Here is an 18,346-nt window from a genome sequence, read left to right as displayed (position 1 = left end):
CATTAGCACTTGGAAAACTTCCCAACTGAATGAGCCCTTATATCTTTATTATGGTTGTAACTCTCTATGCGACTAAAATGGTAGTTCATTTTATCTACCTAAGTAGAGCAGACAGATTAATGGGTAGAAATGAGAGCATGGGGTTTTTCGCCGCACAGTTCCGTTACCTTGTTATTTTGACTCCAGTGTTTCTTAAGGACGGAATCGCTGAACATAAATTTGATAAAGAAATGAAAATCATATGCTCTCTAAGTCGATGGATTTTTGGACTTCTGGTTTTGGCAACATTGTCGTTCTTCGTTGCAGTCTGCATTGAAATAAAAGCACCCCCCTGGTCGTCGGTTAAGCGTAGCGTTCCTACGACCAGGGGGGTCGTAATTCGTGGAACGGTTGGACTGATCGTGTCCTTGTTAATTACCTATCAATTCCTACTTTTCTCTATTGAAAAATGGACGGGATCTGAACTGCTAGTTAATGTAGTAGCAGCTCTATTCCCTCTAATCACTCTGATAACCTTCTCGAACTACCGACTTCTTGAGAACTTAAAACAATAAACTTCAACTAACGAGCTACAACCTATAGCTTGGCGTTGTGGTACATTAATTGACGTTTTCTGAAACTACCATAACAAATTCATATTTTAGCTAAAACATAACTCAAATTAAAGATTCTGGAAATATATGATCCGCCACTATTTCAAATTGGCCAAAAAAGTCCTGATCAAAAACAAATACTATACAGTCATAAATGTGTTTGGACTGGTCTGTGGAATGTTATCGGTCTTAATAATTGCAAAATATATCGGTGGTTCACTGTATGTGGATAACTTTCATGTTAAGAAGGATAGGATTTATACCATTGCCCAGGAAGAATCCTCAGAAAATAACGCTTCAATAAAGGGTGAAACTACCTATTGGGGTTTAGGAGAAATCGTAAATCAATATCCTGAGGTTCTTAGCGTATCAAGATACAACTACCATGTAGAATCTCTGGTTATAAGTGAAGAGGACGCAGATAGCAGAATATCATTTATTGAAAACAAAATATTTTCTACGGACTCTAATTTTCTAAAAATATTTTCATTTCCACTAATCTTTGGGAATCCGGAAACAGCCTTATCCCGGGTTAACTCCATTGTCATCACAAAATCAACTTCCCAGAAGTATTTTGGAACGACTAACGCCTTGGGAAAGGTGCTTACCATACGAGTTTCATGGGGGAAAGAGACTATGTATGAAGTGACTGGAGTCGTAGAAGATATTCCAAAAAATTCAAAATTCAGATTTGATTTTTTAGTCCATTCATCCCCACTGAGCACAGAATATTATTGGGATGTTCCTGCCCATAAGACTTATGTGTTATTGAGTGAAAAGATAGAATCACCCAAATTGGAAACAAAATTGACAAGTGATATAAATGAGATTGCTCCACTTGAAAAGACAAATAAAAAAGTTGTGATATCGTTGGAGCCATTTGCAAAGAAACAATTATCAAGTATTGAATATATGCTGGCTGTTGTTGGTTTGTTTATTCTCCTTATCTCCTGGGTGAACTTTATAAACCAGAGCATTGGGCAATCCTACGGTAGGTTTAAGGAAATCGGAATACTCAGAGTGATGGGAGCTACTGTAGCAAATTTGAAATCGCAATTTTATTTCGAGTCCGGCCTCATTTGTTTGACCTCGTTAATCATAAGTGTTGTTGTCTATTTAGGTCTCGAACCATATTTGCAATCGTTTACAAATGGCCATTTATTACCATTGATTGGTGATCCTGGTTTTATCAACCTCGCTTTCTTGTCAATCTTCATAATTGGGACGGTGCTGGTAGCAGCTATTCCGTCAATGGTTCTCTTCTCACATAATCTAAGCTCTGCTTTACAAAAAGGTTTTGGGGGTAAAATTGGAAGTTTGAGATTAAGAAAATTGCTCTTGATCTTCCAGTTCTCTATCTCAACAATTTTGATGATCTGCATTTTTGTAATTATGAATCAATTGGATTTTATGAGTAGTAAGAACAAAGGGATCAATATTGAAAATACCATTATTGTCAAGTCACCTATGGAAAAGGGTACATGGGAAAGTAAAACTAAAAAGCTGAGACTCTTCAAGGAAAAATGTAAGGAACTATCTTTTTTGGCTGGAATTACATCATCATCAACAATACCAGGAGAAGAATATAGACGTGAATCTTTTCTTAGCCTTGATGATCCGAATGAAAAGAAACTTGTTTACTTAAATGGCGTCGATGATCGGTTTTTAGATTTGTATGAAATAAGGTTTGTTGCCGGAGGTAATTTCATCCCAAATGCCCGCTGGAGAAACCGAAAAGGTATCATATTAAATGAATCAGCTGCACGAGCCCTGGGGATTATCGATTTTGATAAAATGATGCCCACGAAGTTGCTGTTAGACGGAGATAAGGAGCTTGAACTTATGGGAATTGTCGAAAATTACCATAAAACTTCATTAAGATATGAGATCAGACCCATGGCTTTTCAATTCAATGACAACCGGGGTCATTTTTCCTTAAAAGTCCATAGCCTTAGCAATGATTATAATGATTTGCAAAAAAAGGTAAGTGGAATAGAAAATGTTTGGGCCCAGGTTTATCCGGATAATCCTTTTGACTACTTTTTGTTAGCTGAGAGATTTAAATCTCAAGATAAGGAGGATATTTATTTTGCTAAGCTCTTTAAAATCTTCACAGCTCTTTCCATTGTTATTTCGTGTTTGGGCTTGTTCGGTTTTTCACTTTTAGTTTCTACAAAAAGGCTAAGGGAAATAGGGGTGAGAAAAATTTTTGGGGCATCATCGTTCAACATTTTGGTTATGTTCACTAAGGGGTATCTAGGGTCGCTTAGTGTAGCTACTATTATTGGTATTCCAATCGCCTATTCACTTATGACGATATGGTTGAAAAACTATGCCTACAAGGTAGAAATTGGATTCTTGTCCATATCTCTTGCTGTACTCAGTTTAACACTTATATTTCTGTTCACGGTTTTGTATCACACTATAAAGTCTTCGACAGCAAATCCTGTGACGATTTTGAGGGGTTAGTATTTTGATACGAGTTTTGCAAAAGATTAAAACTGAAATTTTTATTCTTTTTGTTTATATAATTTAAGCTCCGATTGAATATATAATTTCTCCCTTCTCAGAGTCTCTCGTAGAGGACTCTGAGCATAAAGATGACTAAACCTTAAAACAACCTCCTAAACCGAATAAATTGTCCACTCACACCCGACACACCAAGAACTTTGAAGCTTATTTCTGCACTCTTACATGCTATCAGTGGCTACCTCTTTTCCAGGTCACCGATTTTTATGATGCCGTGTACAATTGGTTTGATCATTTAAAAGTAAAGGGCTGTTACATTTTGGCCTAGGTCATAATGCCTAACCATATGCATACATTATTCTACCCGACACGCGGATCTTTGAACAAGCTCGCTGCAAACGGGAAACGTTTCATGGCGTATGAAATGGTGAAAAGATTACAACAGCTCCAAAAGTATGACCTGCTGGAAGAGCTTGGGCAAGGTGTACCTTCACATGAGCGGGAAAAAGGTAAAAAACACCAGGTCTTTCGTGCCTCATTTGATGCCCGGCTATGTTTTGATGAGCGTATGACCGAACAGAAACTTGACTACATCCACCATAATCCTGTGCAAGGTAAGTGGCAGTTGGTAAAGGACTATGCCGACTACGAACATTCCAGTGCAGGCTTCTATGAAAAAGGAAAGCAAGGTGTTTACAATGCAGTTCACTATAAAGAAATTTTCGTTCCTTAATTTGGGTAGAAGAGTGACGTTGCTAAAAACAACTGTAACTGTCCTCAGAGTCCTCTACGAGAGACTCTGAGTGGGATGGAGGCGTGTTGTCCCCATATTTTTTATTAAGAGGTGTTGCATGTAATTAGTCTTTCTGATCTGATAGTTGTCGGAACTACCAATATTTGGTACTTTTGTAAAAGTATGACAAGAAGAAAATGGGAAAGAATACATCAATAGTGCTGGGAGATCATTTTGAAAATTTTATTTCAACAACAATAGGAACCGGAAGATACAATTCTGCCAGTGAAGTAATTAGAGCAGCTTTGCGATTACTGGAAGAACAAGAAGAAAAAAAGAGTTTCTTAACCAAAGCTTTAATTGAAGGAGAAGAAAGTGGGCTAGTAGAAAATTTCGACCCTCAAATTTTATTGGATAAACTTCATTCCAAGCATAATCTCGAATGAGTTACAAGATTTCATCTAAAGCCAGATTAGATTTAATCAGTATTTGGGAATTCACGAAAGAAAATTGGTCTACTCAACAAGCAGACAGATATTATCAAATCATTGTTGATAAATTCATTGAAATTAGTTCACATCCCGATTTGGGGAAGAACTATGATGACCTAAGAACTGGCTATCGAGGAATTATTGTGAAATCACACATAATCTTTTATAGAATATCCCCTCAGAATTCTATTGAAATTATCAGAATACTGCATCAACGAATGGATTACAAAACCAGATTAGCAGATTAAAAACCCATCTCCTTTCTCTTCTTTTACAGGGTTTTAGGAGTGGAGGTGCTATTCATCTTTTCCACAGATTATTGCACGTTTGTTGCAACTGATCAGGCATTACTGGTCGGCTGTTTGGTCTGATCTTAATCCGTTTTTGAGTACTTGAGGTACTTCTGAACGGTCTTATAAGCGAGCCAATTTCCTGAGTTTTGGTAAAATCAGGATTTGTCAGACCATTAATTCTGAACAGGTTAGAGCATTGTCCATACGATTGTCCATAGTTGTTGTTCTATATATGACTATGTCCGTTTCTACATTGTAGCTGTCACTAAAACCATAGTAAACAGATGAAACATTTATTTTTATTCAGCACAGTGTTGGCCTTATTTTTTTCTTGCGGCCAGGAAGAAATGGATGAAGTAAGTGCGTCTAAGGAAGAAATATCCATTGATGTTAACATTCCTTTTATTGAACTTAATGAAGGAGGAGGTTTTTGTTACAAGGCTTAGTTTATTTAATAGTAAGTATCATTGGTTGCGATTCGGAGCGGGATTTAATAATCATATTTCATCCATTCAAATCAACAATGAAAATGCACATAGAAGAGTCATAGTTGAAGTTTACGAAGATAAAGATTATAGAGGAAGAAGGTTGCGATTCCGTGTTGCCGGGCAAGACAGGGTAGGTCAGGGAAAGCAGTTTACAGCTAGAGATTTAAGAGACTACGGATTTGATGATCAAATCAGTTCTATAAAAGTGTATCATTAAAGTCTATGAGTCTGCTTTTGAATTTAACCGTATGAAAACAAGTGTTTGTGTCAGATGATCTTCAGTGTAAAGCTGGACTGATCCTATTTGGAGTGCGTTTAATGCACTCATTACAGAAGAGTGCTGTAAGTGGAAGAGGATAAAGATTTCTATTTAAAGATAACGTAATCAAAAACCCCATTGGTATGCAGTCTGGCTCATTGCTGAATTGCTGTTTGATCCGCTTTGCGAAAGAAGATCGGTTAAGTGTATTGCCTTTTATAGGCCTTATATACCTATCATTCTTTTTTACTTTTTTACCTTTGCTAATTTCTTTTATGAAGGACCGTTTGCATTATTTTTTTAACGTTTGAAATCATGAGTAATACCTCTTTGAAAAGCCATAAAACATTCACTGATCATCACCAGACACGCTTGCACAAACAAAAAGGCAGGGCATCTTTGAGTGTAATCCTTGCCAGCATAAGGAAAATGGTCTCTATTTCTGAAAGTTTAATGTGGTTGCTGGCGTATACAGATCGTAAATACGAGCTGGCTGGCCGGTTGCGTCACTTCTGTGGATGGCTAAACGGCTCCCAACACTATACACGTATTGCTTTTTCTCATTCTGGCGGCTGCTACCGGCCGTCAGCCCAGCAGTGTAACGCGTGGTGTCTTATTGTATATTGCCTCTTTGTCAGCGCACTGGCTAAAAAGGCGCACTATGCTGAGCTGGTACTATGTTGCGAAAAAAATCGCGTGACCATAACCCTCGATACAAACATCGCTTTATTCGATGTCACCAAAATAGCCGAAGACCCGGCGCTTCAAAAGGCTGTGGAGTACATCTGTAGTATCAAGGGGCAGCTTAAAGGCGAGTGCTTCAGGTTGAATGATTGGGTGTATCGGTTAACACTTACCACAGAAGGTGAGGTTATAAGTTAGTTTTAGTAAGGCGCGGTATGCTTTTACTATTTGATAATCAGGCATATAATAACCATTGCCCACTGTATGTGAGCATCACAGATAAAGTCAAAACCTAAAATTTCACCAATTCTACCCTGCGGTTTTTAGCCCTTCCAGTAGAGGTTCGGTTATCTCCAACAGGTTTGGATTCACCATAACCTTTTGATCTTAACTGACTGGTGGACACTCCGTATTTCGATGTTAATACCGAACTTACCGCTGCTGCCCTTTCTTCTGAGAGTGCCTGGTTGTAGCTTTCTTCCCCTTGGGAGTCAGAGTGGCCTTCTATCCGGACCTTCATAGCAGCGTCTGCTTTAAGCATCATTGCAATTTGTTCAATAAGAGGATATGAATTTGCCTGGATGGTACTCTTATCCGTGTCAAAGTAAATACCATACAATACCACCCTCCCATTAGTCTCGAGATTCTTTTTAAGATAGTCCGAATCGATGGAAGAAGTTACTTCAAAAGGTAAGGGTTCTAATAGTTGTGGCCCCTGGTCAGTATAGAACACTCTTAGATCGTATTTGCCTTTGCTTGCCGGGGCTTTGAAAGTTACCGAACCCCCGGTTTTAGGGGTCAGGTATTGGTAATCCATGTAACCATGTGTGCCTGTTGCTTTTTTTGGGTCAAATATCCCTATCCAGGCACGATCCGTCAGATCCGGATGCCCTTTATATTGGACGATCACTTCCTCTTCCGGATCATAGGCCTGCTTGTTAGCTTCAAAACTGATGCCGTCTAAGTTCAAGGCCCCTAGTCGGAAACTCACTCTTTTAACTAAGGCCCCGGGGTCTGAAGCATAAAATCGTAGTTCATAATCTCCCGTTTGGGCCGGAGCCTGCATTTTAAATATGGCCTCTTTTTTATGGCCAACATATTCGTAGGAAGTATACCCGCGATAATCATCTTTATTGGCTTTGGCACTAAATATACCCACCCATGCTTTTTCATTCATATTAAAGCGACTTTCCACTTTTACTTCAAAAGGTTGGGCTGGTTTGATGTCAGTAGTAACAATGGCCATAGCCAAATCGCCGGGGTTAATGGTTCTCACAGTTACAGGTACTACATGTACTTCCTTACCGTACTCACTATCAAAGACACGAAACTCATATTTGCCACTTATCGCCGGAGCCTCAAATGCATAAGTACCCGAGGTATTATTTCGTACATAGTGATATTTTTCATAGCCACTTCTACTGCCACGAGGTATCGATGCTTTGAACAGTCCCAACCAGGCGCTTTCTTCTAAAGGTGTTTGGGTGCGGTATTGTACTTCAATAATATCTCCCGTGTAATAACTGGACTGTGGGAAAGTGATGGTGACATTTCCCTGGGTAAACCCAATATTAAAGCAGCTTACTGTAACGAGTAACTTAAGAAAGAGAAGGTTTGGTTTCAAGGTGGATCGTTTTAAATGGTGGATAATTATGTCAGAGCTATTGTGGCCTTAAAGTAGCCAGCAAATAAGGGGAAATCCATAACATTTTCTTTAACAGCTGCTTATAAATTCTATTTTGGAAGGATTCAATGAGTGAGCTATTTGCAGGCGATGCATTATATGGGAGTAAATTGAAAATAGTTTTGAAGAAGACAGTTACCGGTCTGGAACTTTCAACACTAAAAGAAAAATCCCACTGAAATGGATACTGTAACTATGTAAAGGTGGAATAGGAAAGGTAACCGGAGGTTAAGATGATCAAGCCGTATGGTACTCAATGATGCATTACTTTCACTTATTGGTCGTTCTTCTCTTTTGGTTCCTGACAGGATTTGATTCGAGATTATAACTTAAAAAAACCGACTTTATAAGTCGGTTTTTTTAAGTTATAATGACTGTTCTACACTCAGAAAAAGTCTATCGCTATCTGTATGCTGGCAAATTTTTGATCAGCATTCCATAAAGCCATAGCAGATACAGGCAGGGAAAGCTCTTTTAAGAGCTTTACTTCCTTGCTGTAGGTAATGGCAAAATTATTTATGGTTCTGCTACCGTAAAAATGTGCATCATGGCGGGGCGAAAACGTCCCTGCGATAGATACATTTAACGTGGAATGTTCTTTTTCCAGCAAATTGTAGCTCAGTTCAATGTAATTGGAATAAGCATTTTCCAGTCCCCCGCTTTCTGTGACATAAGTGTCCCTTCCTAAGAGAATAGTACTCCAGGATGCTTTTAAGGGAAATTGTTGGAATGTATAGGCAATGGTAAGGTCCACAAAGTGAGAGGTAGTGGATTTATCATAATCAAAAATTTCCGCATCGGGAAAGTTACTGTAATTGTTAATGTCCCATAAGGCTATTGAAAACCCATTTGTGGCATAACTGACATAATAATCAATCTCTGTATAATCTCCGTTAAAACCTGCTCCACCCCAAAATCCGGCATCAAATTTCCCATTTCTTGAAGTGTAATGGACACGCGCGCCGGTCATAGGCGCATCTGTAACCCGAAAGCCTCTCCACAGGTGCATGTTTTTTACCTGGAGGTTAAAATCAAAAGGGTGGTAGGTGTCTTGTTCAGATGTTTCTGCTTCTGACGTTTCAGTGTTTTCCTGTGCATTTAGAATATTGAAGGAAAAAACCAATAGTAAGCCAATAAATATAGGATTAGAATATTTCATAATCGTATGTTTAATCCAAGTGATCATCTTCTATGAAAGGTATAGCATGAGAAAGGCGGCTATAGCGCCACCAGTAATTGGCCCGATCACCGGTATCCAGGCATATCCCCAGTCGTTGCTGGCTTTGCCTTTGATAGGCAGTAGGGCATGCATAATGCGAGGCCCTAGATCTCTTGCCGGATTAATGGCATATCCTGTTGTTCCTCCTAATGACAAGCCTATGGCCCACACCAAAAAAGCAACGGGAATGGCTCCTATGGAGCCTAAACCTATGACTGTTGGAGCATTGTCAATGGTGGCGCTGGCATCAGTGAAATAGAAAATGGCAAATACCAGTACGAATGTTCCAATAATCTCACTGATAAGGTTAGCAATAGGATTTCTGATGGCCGGATCGGTACAGAATACCGCTCTTTTTAATCCTGCGTCTTCGGTTTCGTCAAAATGATCTTTGTAAGTTAACCAAACCAATAAAGCGCCGGACATGGCGCCAATAAGTTCTGCCAGGATGTAGGAGGGTACGGATTCCCAGGGAAATTTTCCGGCAATGGCCAATGAAACGGTCACGGCCGGATTCAGGTGCGCTCCACTATACGGACCGGCGATTACAACTCCGATGTAAACGCCTAATGCCCAACCGGTGGTGATAACGATCCACCCGCTGTTGTTGCCCTTGGTTCCTTTCAGGACAACATTAGCGACAACTCCGCCGCCCAGGGTGATCAGGAACATACTTCCAAGGATTTCTGCTATAAAGGGATTCATCTTTTGTGCTTTGGTTAATCTTGTTGAGACCAGTGTTCCAGGGCGTCAATAGCCTTGTACCATCTTTTTATTCCTGCGTCGATGGTTTCCCGCTCTGTCGCAGGGTTAAAATGAACATCTGCCTGCCATATTTTCTGAATTTCTTCCAGATCATCCCAGTACCCTACGGCAAGACCGGCCAGATAAGCTGCTCCCATAGCCGTGGTTTCCACTACTTTGGGTCTGACAGTGATCGTATTCAAAACATCGGATTGAAACTGCATAAGCATGTTGTTCACAGTAGCCCCTCCATCTACACGCAGTTCTTTGATACTGATGCCAGTGTCTGCTTCCATGGCTTTTAGAATGTCCATGGTTTGGTAGGCAATGGATTCTAAAGCGGCACGTGCGATATGGGCATCTGTGCTTCCCCGGGTAAGTCCGAATATTGTTCCCTGGGCATACTGATTCCAATGCGGAGCCCCCAACCCGGCGAAGGCAGGTACAAAGCAAACACCTTCAGAACTTTCTACACCATTGGCCAGTTCTTCTACTTCGGTTGAGGTCTTTATGAATTTAAGACTGTCACGAAGCCATTGTACTACTGCACCGCCTACAAATATGCTTCCCTCCAGGGCATATTGTGTTATTCCATTGATACGCCATGCAACAGTAGTAAGCAGGTTGTTTTTAGAAAGCAAAGGTTTTTCTCCGATATTCATTAACATGAAGCAGCCCGTACCATAGGTGTTTTTAACCATACCTTGTTTTGTACACATACTGCCAAAAAGAGCAGCTTGTTGGTCTCCGGCAATTCCTGCAATGGGAATGGCTGAAGCAAAAACAGTCGTTTTGGTATGGCCGTAGACTTCACTGGATTGTTTTACTTCGGGTAACATGCTCTTTGGAATAGTGAATAACTCCAGTAATTCGTCATCCCAATCCATGGTGTTAATATTGAAAATCAACGTTCTGGAGGCATTGGTGACATCAGTGATATGCTTTTCTCCTTTTGTGAAGTTCCATATTAACCAGGTATCGATCGTCCCTAGTAACAGGTCTCCTGCTTCTGCCCGTTTCCTGGCCCCGGCCACATTATCAAGGATCCATTTAACTTTGGTGGCAGAAAAATAGGCATCAATGACCAATCCGGTTTTAGATCGGATTATATCCGTTTTGCCTGAAGCGGTGAGTTCGTCACAATAAGCAGCCGTTCTTTTATCCTGCCATACAATGGCGTTGTAAACGGGCTCCCCCGTATGGCGGTTCCACACCACAACAGTTTCACGCTGGTTGGTTATTCCGATGGCTGCAATGCTTTTTCCGTTGAGCCCTTTCTTAACGGTGGCTTCAGCTGCTGTCCCGGCCTGGGTAGACCATATTTCCAGTGGGTCGTGCTCTACCCACCCTGGTTGGGGGAAGAGTTGGGTAAATTCTTTTTGAGCAACGGAAACGATGTTCCCCTTTTTGTCAAAAATAATAGCTCTTGAGCTGGTAGTGCCCTGGTCAAGGGCAAGTATGTATTTTTCCATAGCTTGAAGATTGGATAAGTGAAAGTCTAAAACTCCTCATGGAGTAATTGTTTTAATGGTTTATATAAATGGATTAACTGTGAAGCTTCCGCTAACCAGCAGGCTTAACTGTTAATGTTTAACTATTCCACGTCAAATGCTTCAAGCTCTGTTTTTATTCCTATACTTCTCTTATGACCTCCTTACAGCAAGATCATCAAGTTTCTTGACATTGGGTTAAATTATAATTTACACTGACACCATACTCACCAATAATACACGTTGATAGTGTCAATCAGTACTTTCAGTAAACAAAGGTCATGATGGCTGTGTAACGGTTTCATTTTGTAACACATAATTAGTAGCGATGGCAGTAAACGCTTCTGTTTGCTGTTGTTGCCACTCATAATCTTTGTGTAATTCTTCTGCCAGTAGGCCTGCCACCATAGGTGCAACTTCTATCGCCGCCCGCGCATCTACAAATAATACCCTAACCCTTCTGGCTAAAATATCTTCAATGGTCCTGGCCATTTCATGCCGGATAGCCCAAACGACTTCTGCTTTCAAATAATCCAGACGTGGATGTAATTTTTCTCCCAGGTCTGGGGATTCCTCTATTAATGCTGTAATTTCCTTCCAGTCACTTCCATAAATATAGAGATGATTGCTTCTGTCTGAAGTAGGCATGGCGCCATGAATAGCGAGATGCTGAGTAGTGCATGCCTTAGGAGGTAATTTTCCAATGGCGATGGCCTTATCTATGGTGTCCTCTCCCATTTTTCTGTAAGTGGTCCATTTGCCTCCTATAACAGATAACATTCCTGATGGAGAAACCACTATTTTATGACTTCTTGAGATCTCTTTGGTTTTTTCTGATTTATCTTTTGGTGCGGCCAGAGGTCTTAACCCGGCATAAACGCTAAGTACATCTTTTCTGGTCACTATTTTAGTGAGATATGAATTGGCTGTGGCCAGTATAAAATCTACTTCTTGTTCCAGTGCGACAGGCTCCGGGTTATGTTCATCCAATAGTGTATCCGTTGTTCCAACCACTACTTTATCGTGCCATGGTACTAAAAACAACACTCTGTTGTCTTCGGTTTTGGGGATCATAATAGCATCGTTACCCGGCAGGAATGATTTGTCCAGCACCAGGTGAACACCCTGGCTCGGACGGACCATATTTTTTGAACCCGGTGTATCCAATTTAAGAATATCATCAGTAAACACTCCGGTAGCGTTAACCACTACCTTGCCATGTAGTTCGTAAGATACATTGGCTTCCGTGTCATAACCTACAACGCCATTGATAGTTCCGTTATCATCTTTTATCAATTCTTTTACTTTGAAATGATTGAGCACAGTGGCCCCATGTTCCAGACATGTCTGGGCGATGTTTATTGCTAACCTTGAGTCATCAAATTGTCCATCGTGATATACAACACCGCCTTTCAACTTGTCGGTTTTAATAGTTTGTAGCCTTGCTTTGGTTTCTTTTTTGGCAATGTGTACAGATTTTCCAAAACTTAGTTTTCCCGATAGAAATTCATAGATCTTCAGTCCTGTGGTATAAAAAAAGATGCTCCACCAACTATATCCCGGGATAATGAAAGACTGGTTTTTTACCAGGTGGGGAGCATTTTTTAGCAACAACCCTCTTTCGTATAATGCCTCTTTCACCAGATCTATATTTCCCTGGGCTAAATATCGGACTCCTCCATGCACCAGTTTAGTACTTCTGCTGGACGTGCCTTTAGCAAAATCATCTTGTTCTAATAATAGTGTTTTAAAACCCCTGGTCACACTATCTAATGCAACACCCAATCCGGTTGCACCACCGCCAATTATAATTACATCCCAATTAGTTTTTGTTTCTAATTGTTTCGTTATCACTGCTCTTTTGAACAAATTCATGTCTTATCATTTCGTATGATTATAATTATAGCTTTAAGTTACGAATAGAAGAACTTAAATGAAAGTAAATGAAATTAAAAATAATAAAATGAAGATGATTTAATGCAGTGGGACCGACTTGTGATTATGAAAAGAAACAGTATGCGCTATAAATCCTATTTTATTTTGTTTCATTTTGTTATTTTTAGGCCTGTCGCTACTATGAAAAGACATCAGATCATACTGGATAAATTAAACAAGGACAAATACGTCGAGGTATTGGATCTGGGTAGGTTACTCAATGTTTCCACTGTTACTATTAGAAAAGATCTAAAACTACTGGAAGACAAAGGGCTGTTATTCAGAACTCACGGGGGCGCTTCTTTGAAAAATCCTTATGTAAATGACCGGTCTGTCATTGAAAAGGAGAAAATATATGTGGAGGAAAAAAGTGGTATCGGCAGAACTGCGGCAGATATGATCGTGGAGAATGATTCTATAATAATCGCTTCCGGAACCACTGTTCAGGCTTTGGCGCGTGCTATTGCACCGGAAATGAAATTAATGGTGGTCACATCTTCATTAAATGTTGTTCTGGAATTGATAAAACATCAGAATATTGATGTACTACAATTAGGTGGTTATGTACGGCATAGTTCTTCTTCCGTGGTAGGTAATTATGCTACTCATATTCTGGAGAATGTTTCGTGTAGTAAACTCTTCATGGGAGTGGATGGCATAGATTTGAACTACGGCCTGACAACATCCAGTCTCGAAGAAGCTCAGCTCAACAAAAAGATGATCTCAGCTACCCAAAAAACGATCATCTTGGCAGATTCCTCGAAGTTTGGTAAGAAAAGTTTCGCCAGAATTTGTGGGCTGGATCAAATAGACGAAATTATAACCGATAGGGACATTTCTTCTTCAGTAGTTAAGGGGCTTGAAGAAATGGGAATTGTGGTGAATACGGTTTAGATCGTAAGAAATAATTAACGGGAAATACTCTGTTATTACCAAATGTCAGGGCTTTCACTTTTCTCTGTCTTTGTTAAATACAACTGGTGATGATAACTACCTTCCCGCATCAATTTTTTGCCGCATTTTGGGCAGGTATTTTCCCTGCAAGGTTCCCCTTTGACATGGAGGCTCCGTGTGTTGCAATGAACACAAATACAATGTCCTTTAAAATCAGTCGTTTTCATTTGTGATAATGGTCTTATTTAATCTGCGTAGTGTATCCGAGTGGCAATAACTGCACGTCTTTGATGCTGTCTTGGATATATTCAGCTTAAGACAACGCTCGCATTTGTACCAGCAATCATCCGTATGGTAATTGCCTCCTTCAATGAATATTGCTTTACCCTCTACAAAAGCCTGTGCAATGGTCCGTCGTGCTTTTTCGTAGATCCGGGTGAATGTAGGACGTGAAACTTTCATGCGTTCTGCCGATTGTGCTTGTGTTAAGCCTTCATAATCAGATAATCTTATAGATTCATATTCTTCATATAATAGCATGACAGGTTCCAGATCAGACATTGGAATTCCAAAAGGTTTAAACCCTTCCATTGTTGGAGGAGTTTCAATTAGTCTTTTCCTTTTAGGTCTTGGCATCTCTTGTAACACTAAAATAAATCATCTTTTTATGAAAGGTTTAGTGAGTGCGAACCCATCCAAACGTCTGCTTCACTGCCCCATATTTTATTAAAAAGGCCTGTATGTTTCGATACTAAAATACCTATTATTATGAACATATGTTCATAATAATAGGTATTTTAGCACAAGTTATTTTTATCATTTATGGAAGAACGAATCAGATCAAGTGAAACACGCCAGTTTAAGGCGGTTTTCCCTAAGACACTTAACGCTAATGATACTCTTTTCGGAGGTCAGGCGATGCAATGGATGGATGAAGTGGCATATATCACCGCTACCCGATTTACAAGACAGAAAATGTTTACTGTACAAACGGAAAATATAAAATTTATTAAAGCCATTACACCGGATTCTATCGTGGAAATAATCGGAAGGGTTGAAAAGGTAGAAGTCATAAAAGTGAAAGTGGGCGTTGAGATCTTCGTAGAAGAAATGTATGGCAACAGGCGTGAGAAAGCAATAAGTGGGATTTTTTGGTTTGCCTCATTGGATGAGAACAGGCGCCCAAGAAGGATCGATTTTAGCAATTCAAACCGCTACGGAGAACAGTGCTTGTATATTTAATACAGGTCAATATTTTAAAAACGGTCTTTCGCTCAACGAATAGGTACCGTATTAAAGGTTATTGATCACCCTTACATTTATGCTCAACAGTGGTATGCCGATAAGTCACTTCCAAAGATTAAACTATAGGTGTAACCTTTTCTTATAACATGGTCCTAAAGCATTAAAATAATGCTGCGCAGTCAGACTCATCTACCAAAGGTTTTAAAGGTAAGATTAAGGCAGTCCAAAAAACTTCTGTGACTGCCTGTGTGTCTCGCCAAGAAAAGTTGACAGGATTCTGATAAATGCATGATTTGAAGCAAATTAACTTTTGTGGGTCCTGATTTTCGCTATCAAATCATTTTATATCCTCAAGAGTTAATTGAAAAACTAAAGTAGAATAGGGTGGTATCCGTCCTTGGATCTGTCTTCTGATAAGATAGTCTTCTCTTAACTCATTAGGTATTACTTCAACGCTCGAGCCATATGCCCGGTCAGAAGGGATGATCAAAATAGCTTCCTCACCCTTTTGCATAAGTCTTATCCCACTTTCAAACCCTGCAATTGTTTCTTTATTTCCAATCCTGAAAATGAGAGGTTTATTTGATTCAGATTCATCAAACACTGTGCCGTCCAGGTATGTACCTTTGTAACTGACAGTAACTTGATTGCCGCTTTTGGGTTTATCACCACTGCCTTCACTTAACTTCTTATACCGCAGCCCTGTTGCGAAACTTTCTACTCCCTCCATTTCTTTTTCTGCTATGTAGTTTTCGATGGCTTCTTTTTCATCGGCTTGTTGTGAGCTTTTGGTATCGATTTTTACAATTTCCACATCTATTACCAAGCCTGCATGTGCAGGGAGCAATGATTTGTAAGCGTAAGACTCAAAGCCCAGGTAGGCAGGTACAAATAACCTAAAAACCTCACCTTCTCTCATTAAACCTGCGGCTATGTTTATGGCCGTTGGCGCCAGTTTGAGTTGATCCGTTCTGTAAAGGAATTTAACGGGTTTTCCTGTTATCTCATTTACCTCACCAATTTTTTTCCCATCTAACAATGACATTTTGTAGTAAAAGGATACGATGTCGGAGTTTTCTACTTCTTTTCCGGAGTCATTGGCACGGGTTTTTATAAAGTAGAAACCGGAATTTGTCCTTTCAGCCGTTATATTGTTGTTTGTCAAATGGTCAGCGACTAATTGGTCGTCCGCTTTTCTTTGTTTTTCAAGATCCGATTCATCGTCAAAACAGCTTTGCAAAAGTGTTATACTCAACAGGAGGCCAATGATTCTGAAAAATGGGAAGGTGAAATGTTTTTTTGACTTTTTCATAATAGTTTAAATTATTAAATAAGCTATAGGAGCATTACTATTTTGATAGCGTTACTTTTTGCGAATGCCTCAATAGAGGTTTGTGTTATACCTATAAATAAAGACCCTTTCTGCAGTGATAAAGTTGGAAAGTCCAAAGGATAAAATGATATATGTGGACACCTACCGGTCATTCAACTGAAGCTGTTGTTTTGGGTTGGTTATTGGAACTAAAGAAAATGTAAAAGGACAGTCACTGTAAAAAGTGTTGCAGTTGAAGGAGGGGATGGTAGTGGAGCTTTGTATTCTGATGTTTTAGAAATTCCATGAGCTGAATCTCCTTCAGAAAATACAATTATATGGTTAGCAGGAAGGCTTACTGTCTGATCAAGGCAATGCAAAGCCTGGAAAAAAGTCATTTATAATTGATCTATAATATCTTTGGCCCTTTGTCCGTATACCTTACTTTTTTTAATAAGAGGCGTCAGCACTTCAATAGCTGATGCTTTGTCTTCTAATTTCAAGTAGGTCAACCCCAGATACCAGCTAATGTCAAAACCCAGTGTAAGATTATTTCTTTCCATTTGGAGCAGTATTTCCAACGCCTTTTTGGGCTGATCTTGTTCTAAAGCGATGTTAGCCAGCATGAGCTGTGATACATCGTTGAACATAAAACCTTCCTGCCCTTTTAGATGTAATAAAAGTCGTTCCGAGCGCTCCCACTCTTGCTTTTGATAGAATAAGCTTGCTGCATACCATAAACTGTCTACTGGATTTATTGAGTCAGAAAGTTGCCCTCTTTCAGTGGGCACTACATAAAGCCGGAACTGTTTTTCAAAAGTTTTCTGTGGGCTGACAGGTTGAGCATATTGATAAACTATATAGCCAATAGCACATATTACTAAAACAGACGCAGCCATTTTAAAGGGCTTACCTAAGAATACGGATTGACTTTTTTTTTCTACCTGATCAAACAATGCCGTCTTTTCATAAAAAGTCTGACGCTCCTTTCGGGCATATACCTGAATGGCCATGCGAGCTTTTAGTTCAAGCTTCAAAGCTTCTTTCAGAGCAGTATCCTTTTGACAGGCTTCTTCAAAAGCCTGTCTTTCCTGGTCATTCATCTTATTATCCAGGTAAGATGATATTTTTGCTTCGTATTCAGGTTTCATTTTTTAGCACTTTTAGTAACCTGTTCATCTTTTATCAACTTCCTCAACTCCTCCATGCACCTGTATTTTGCCTGGCTGGCACTTTTCCCCGTCTTGTATCCTTTACGTTCAGCTACCTCTTCCGGTTTAAAACCCCAGTAGTCGAAATCCATGATGAGTTCTTTACAACCATGTGCGAGCTTTTCCATCACACTCAGTATATCATTCATGTCATCTTGCTCCATCATAGACTGTAGAAAATCCTGTGATTTTACAGGCAGATCTTCAGTGATGGTGTTCAGGTTTCTTTGCCACTCGTGTTTATGGTTCGTAACCCGCCTGAGTTGATCAATACATTTGTTGGAAAAGATCTGATAAAGTAAGGTAGATAGTTTAGCGACCTCTTTTTTGAATTGATTTGAAAGTACTTTTTTTATAACGGCATCGACAGCATCTATATAGGCATCGTGTATATCTGCCGCTTCAAGTAACGGATGTTTTTTGACCGCTTCATGGATATAGTTTTCACACATACGATAGAGTACGAGCGCATATTTTTCAAAGGGAGGACCGCCAGCCAGCAGTCCTTCTATAATTTCCGAATCAGAAGATCCTAATTTTTGTGATGGGCTGCTCATACCATAATTAACGATACCGGATAAAGCTGCTAAAATAACAAATAC

Annotated in this window: 18 protein-coding genes and 1 pseudogene; 10 read left to right on the top strand and 9 right to left on the bottom strand. The window is 39.7% G+C overall.

From position 1 onward, the window contains the following. Positions 1 to 680: 680 nt before the first annotated feature. The 8 genes and pseudogenes from FNH22_RS32825 to FNH22_RS00605 all read left to right on the top strand — a co-directional run. A pseudogene (locus tag FNH22_RS32825) lies at positions 681 to 1,388 on the top strand (ABC transporter permease); the annotation flags it as partial. Further along, entirely contained in the window at positions 1,389 to 3,062 is a 1,674-nt protein-coding gene (locus tag FNH22_RS00630) for an ABC transporter permease (protein ID WP_255517946.1), read from the top strand. A gap of 346 nt (positions 3,063 to 3,408) precedes the next feature. Then, positions 3,409 to 3,795 (top strand): hypothetical protein, encoded by a 387-nt coding sequence (locus tag FNH22_RS00625; RefSeq protein WP_143396350.1) that lies wholly within the window; start codon positions 3,409 to 3,411, stop codon positions 3,793 to 3,795. Between the two features lie 197 nt (positions 3,796 to 3,992). Beyond that, entirely contained in the window at positions 3,993 to 4,241 is a 249-nt protein-coding gene (locus FNH22_RS00620) for a type II toxin-antitoxin system ParD family antitoxin (protein WP_143396349.1), read from the top strand. Continuing rightward, positions 4,238 to 4,534 (top strand): type II toxin-antitoxin system RelE/ParE family toxin, encoded by a 297-nt coding sequence (locus FNH22_RS32820; protein ID WP_143396348.1) that lies wholly within the window; start codon positions 4,238 to 4,240, stop codon positions 4,532 to 4,534. The genes FNH22_RS00620 and FNH22_RS32820 overlap by 4 nt, the downstream gene beginning before the upstream one ends. Before the next feature lie 329 nt (positions 4,535 to 4,863). Beyond that, entirely contained in the window at positions 4,864 to 5,025 is a 162-nt protein-coding gene (locus FNH22_RS31910; RefSeq protein ID WP_185154019.1) for a hypothetical protein, read from the top strand. Next, on the top strand, positions 4,994 to 5,284 hold the full coding sequence (locus tag FNH22_RS00610) for a hypothetical protein (RefSeq protein ID WP_185154018.1): 291 nt from the start codon (positions 4,994 to 4,996) through the stop codon (positions 5,282 to 5,284). Before FNH22_RS31910 ends, FNH22_RS00610 begins: the two co-directional genes overlap by 32 nt. 357 nt (positions 5,285 to 5,641) lie before the next feature. Further along, positions 5,642 to 6,208: a hypothetical protein gene (locus tag FNH22_RS00605; protein ID WP_143396346.1), complete on the top strand. Its 567-nt coding sequence runs from the start codon at positions 5,642 to 5,644 to the stop codon at positions 6,206 to 6,208. A gap of 94 nt (positions 6,209 to 6,302) precedes the next feature. On the opposite strand, the gene FNH22_RS00600 is transcribed toward FNH22_RS00605, so the two are convergent. From FNH22_RS00600 to FNH22_RS00580, 5 genes are all read right to left on the bottom strand, one after another. Then, positions 6,303 to 7,634, bottom strand: a complete 1,332-nt coding sequence (locus tag FNH22_RS00600; RefSeq protein WP_143396345.1) for an OmpA family protein — start codon at positions 7,632 to 7,634, stop codon at positions 6,303 to 6,305. Between the two features lie 445 nt (positions 7,635 to 8,079). Next, positions 8,080 to 8,853, bottom strand: a complete 774-nt coding sequence (locus FNH22_RS00595; RefSeq protein ID WP_143396344.1) for a hypothetical protein — start codon at positions 8,851 to 8,853, stop codon at positions 8,080 to 8,082. Positions 8,854 to 8,883: 30 nt separating this feature from the next. Then, complete coding sequence (locus FNH22_RS00590) at positions 8,884 to 9,651, bottom strand: MIP/aquaporin family protein (RefSeq protein WP_255517952.1); 768 nt, start codon at positions 9,649 to 9,651, stop codon at positions 8,884 to 8,886. Beyond that, positions 9,633 to 11,129 (bottom strand): glycerol kinase GlpK, encoded by a 1,497-nt coding sequence (gene glpK, locus FNH22_RS00585; RefSeq protein WP_143396342.1) that lies wholly within the window; start codon positions 11,127 to 11,129, stop codon positions 9,633 to 9,635. Before glpK ends, FNH22_RS00590 begins: the two co-directional genes overlap by 19 nt. Before the next feature lie 297 nt (positions 11,130 to 11,426). Further along, the gene (locus FNH22_RS00580; RefSeq protein WP_143396341.1) at positions 11,427 to 13,022 is read right to left on the bottom strand and encodes a glycerol-3-phosphate dehydrogenase/oxidase; all 1,596 of its coding nucleotides are present in this window, start codon (positions 13,020 to 13,022) and stop codon (positions 11,427 to 11,429) included. A gap of 126 nt (positions 13,023 to 13,148) precedes the next feature. On the opposite strand from FNH22_RS00580, the gene FNH22_RS00575 reads away from it, so the two are divergent. Next, positions 13,149 to 13,976: a DeoR/GlpR family DNA-binding transcription regulator gene (locus tag FNH22_RS00575; RefSeq protein ID WP_255517945.1), complete on the top strand. Its 828-nt coding sequence runs from the start codon at positions 13,149 to 13,151 to the stop codon at positions 13,974 to 13,976. A 213-nt stretch (positions 13,977 to 14,189) separates the two neighbouring features. Here FNH22_RS00575 and FNH22_RS00565 read toward each other — a convergent pair whose 3' ends face one another. After that, positions 14,190 to 14,612 (bottom strand): DUF134 domain-containing protein, encoded by a 423-nt coding sequence (locus tag FNH22_RS00565; RefSeq protein ID WP_143396338.1) that lies wholly within the window; start codon positions 14,610 to 14,612, stop codon positions 14,190 to 14,192. A gap of 186 nt (positions 14,613 to 14,798) precedes the next feature. Here FNH22_RS00565 and FNH22_RS00560 point away from each other — a divergent pair, with 186 nt between their 5' ends. Continuing rightward, positions 14,799 to 15,218 carry an acyl-CoA thioesterase gene (locus tag FNH22_RS00560; protein ID WP_143396337.1) on the top strand — a complete coding sequence of 140 codons (420 nt, stop codon included), beginning with the start codon at positions 14,799 to 14,801 and terminating at the stop codon, positions 15,216 to 15,218. Positions 15,219 to 15,558: 340 nt separating this feature from the next. Here the strand turns inward: FNH22_RS00560 and FNH22_RS00555 are convergent, their stop codons facing one another. From FNH22_RS00555 to FNH22_RS00545, 3 genes are all read right to left on the bottom strand, one after another. Further along, positions 15,559 to 16,533: an FKBP-type peptidyl-prolyl cis-trans isomerase gene (locus FNH22_RS00555; RefSeq protein WP_143396336.1), complete on the bottom strand. Its 975-nt coding sequence runs from the start codon at positions 16,531 to 16,533 to the stop codon at positions 15,559 to 15,561. A 398-nt stretch (positions 16,534 to 16,931) separates the two neighbouring features. Next, positions 16,932 to 17,684, bottom strand: a complete 753-nt coding sequence (locus FNH22_RS00550; RefSeq protein WP_143396335.1) for a hypothetical protein — start codon at positions 17,682 to 17,684, stop codon at positions 16,932 to 16,934. Further along, positions 17,681 to 18,301, bottom strand: coding sequence for an RNA polymerase sigma factor (locus FNH22_RS00545; RefSeq protein ID WP_143396334.1), 621 nt, complete (start codon positions 18,299 to 18,301; stop codon positions 17,681 to 17,683). Before FNH22_RS00545 ends, FNH22_RS00550 begins: the two co-directional genes overlap by 4 nt. Positions 18,302 to 18,346: the final 45 nt, after the last annotated feature.

The sequence above is a fragment of the Fulvivirga sp. M361 genome (assembly GCF_007097395.1).
Lineage (GTDB): Bacteria > Bacteroidota > Bacteroidia > Cytophagales > Cyclobacteriaceae > Fulvivirga.
This window is presented reverse-complemented; position numbering and strand designations above follow the sequence as displayed.

Bases quoted from the DNA above. Each gene is read 5' to 3' on its own strand.
- FNH22_RS00625 (WP_143396350.1), top strand. From the start codon at position 3,409: ATGCATACATTATTCTACCCGACACGCGGATCTTTGAACAAGCTCGCT.
- FNH22_RS00620 (WP_143396349.1), top strand. From the start codon at position 3,993: ATGGGAAAGAATACATCAATAGTGCTGGGAGATCATTTTGAAAATTTT.
- FNH22_RS32820 (WP_143396348.1), top strand. From the start codon at position 4,238: ATGAGTTACAAGATTTCATCTAAAGCCAGATTAGATTTAATCAGTATT.
- FNH22_RS31910 (WP_185154019.1), top strand. From the start codon at position 4,864: ATGAAACATTTATTTTTATTCAGCACAGTGTTGGCCTTATTTTTTTCT.
- FNH22_RS00610 (WP_185154018.1), top strand. From the start codon at position 4,994: ATGAAGGAGGAGGTTTTTGTTACAAGGCTTAGTTTATTTAATAGTAAG.
- FNH22_RS00605 (WP_143396346.1), top strand. From the start codon at position 5,642: ATGAGTAATACCTCTTTGAAAAGCCATAAAACATTCACTGATCATCAC.
- FNH22_RS00595 (WP_143396344.1), bottom strand. From the start codon at position 8,853: ATGAAATATTCTAATCCTATATTTATTGGCTTACTATTGGTTTTTTCC.
- glpK (WP_143396342.1), bottom strand. From the start codon at position 11,129: ATGGAAAAATACATACTTGCCCTTGACCAGGGCACTACCAGCTCAAGA.
- FNH22_RS00580 (WP_143396341.1), bottom strand. From the start codon at position 13,022: ATGAATTTGTTCAAAAGAGCAGTGATAACGAAACAATTAGAAACAAAA.
- FNH22_RS00575 (WP_255517945.1), top strand. From the start codon at position 13,149: ATGAAAAGAAACAGTATGCGCTATAAATCCTATTTTATTTTGTTTCAT.
- FNH22_RS00565 (WP_143396338.1), bottom strand. From the start codon at position 14,612: ATGCCAAGACCTAAAAGGAAAAGACTAATTGAAACTCCTCCAACAATG.
- FNH22_RS00560 (WP_143396337.1), top strand. From the start codon at position 14,799: ATGGAAGAACGAATCAGATCAAGTGAAACACGCCAGTTTAAGGCGGTT.
- FNH22_RS00555 (WP_143396336.1), bottom strand. From the start codon at position 16,533: ATGAAAAAGTCAAAAAAACATTTCACCTTCCCATTTTTCAGAATCATT.
- FNH22_RS00550 (WP_143396335.1), bottom strand. From the start codon at position 17,684: ATGAAACCTGAATACGAAGCAAAAATATCATCTTACCTGGATAATAAG.
- FNH22_RS00545 (WP_143396334.1), bottom strand. From the start codon at position 18,301: ATGAGCAGCCCATCACAAAAATTAGGATCTTCTGATTCGGAAATTATA.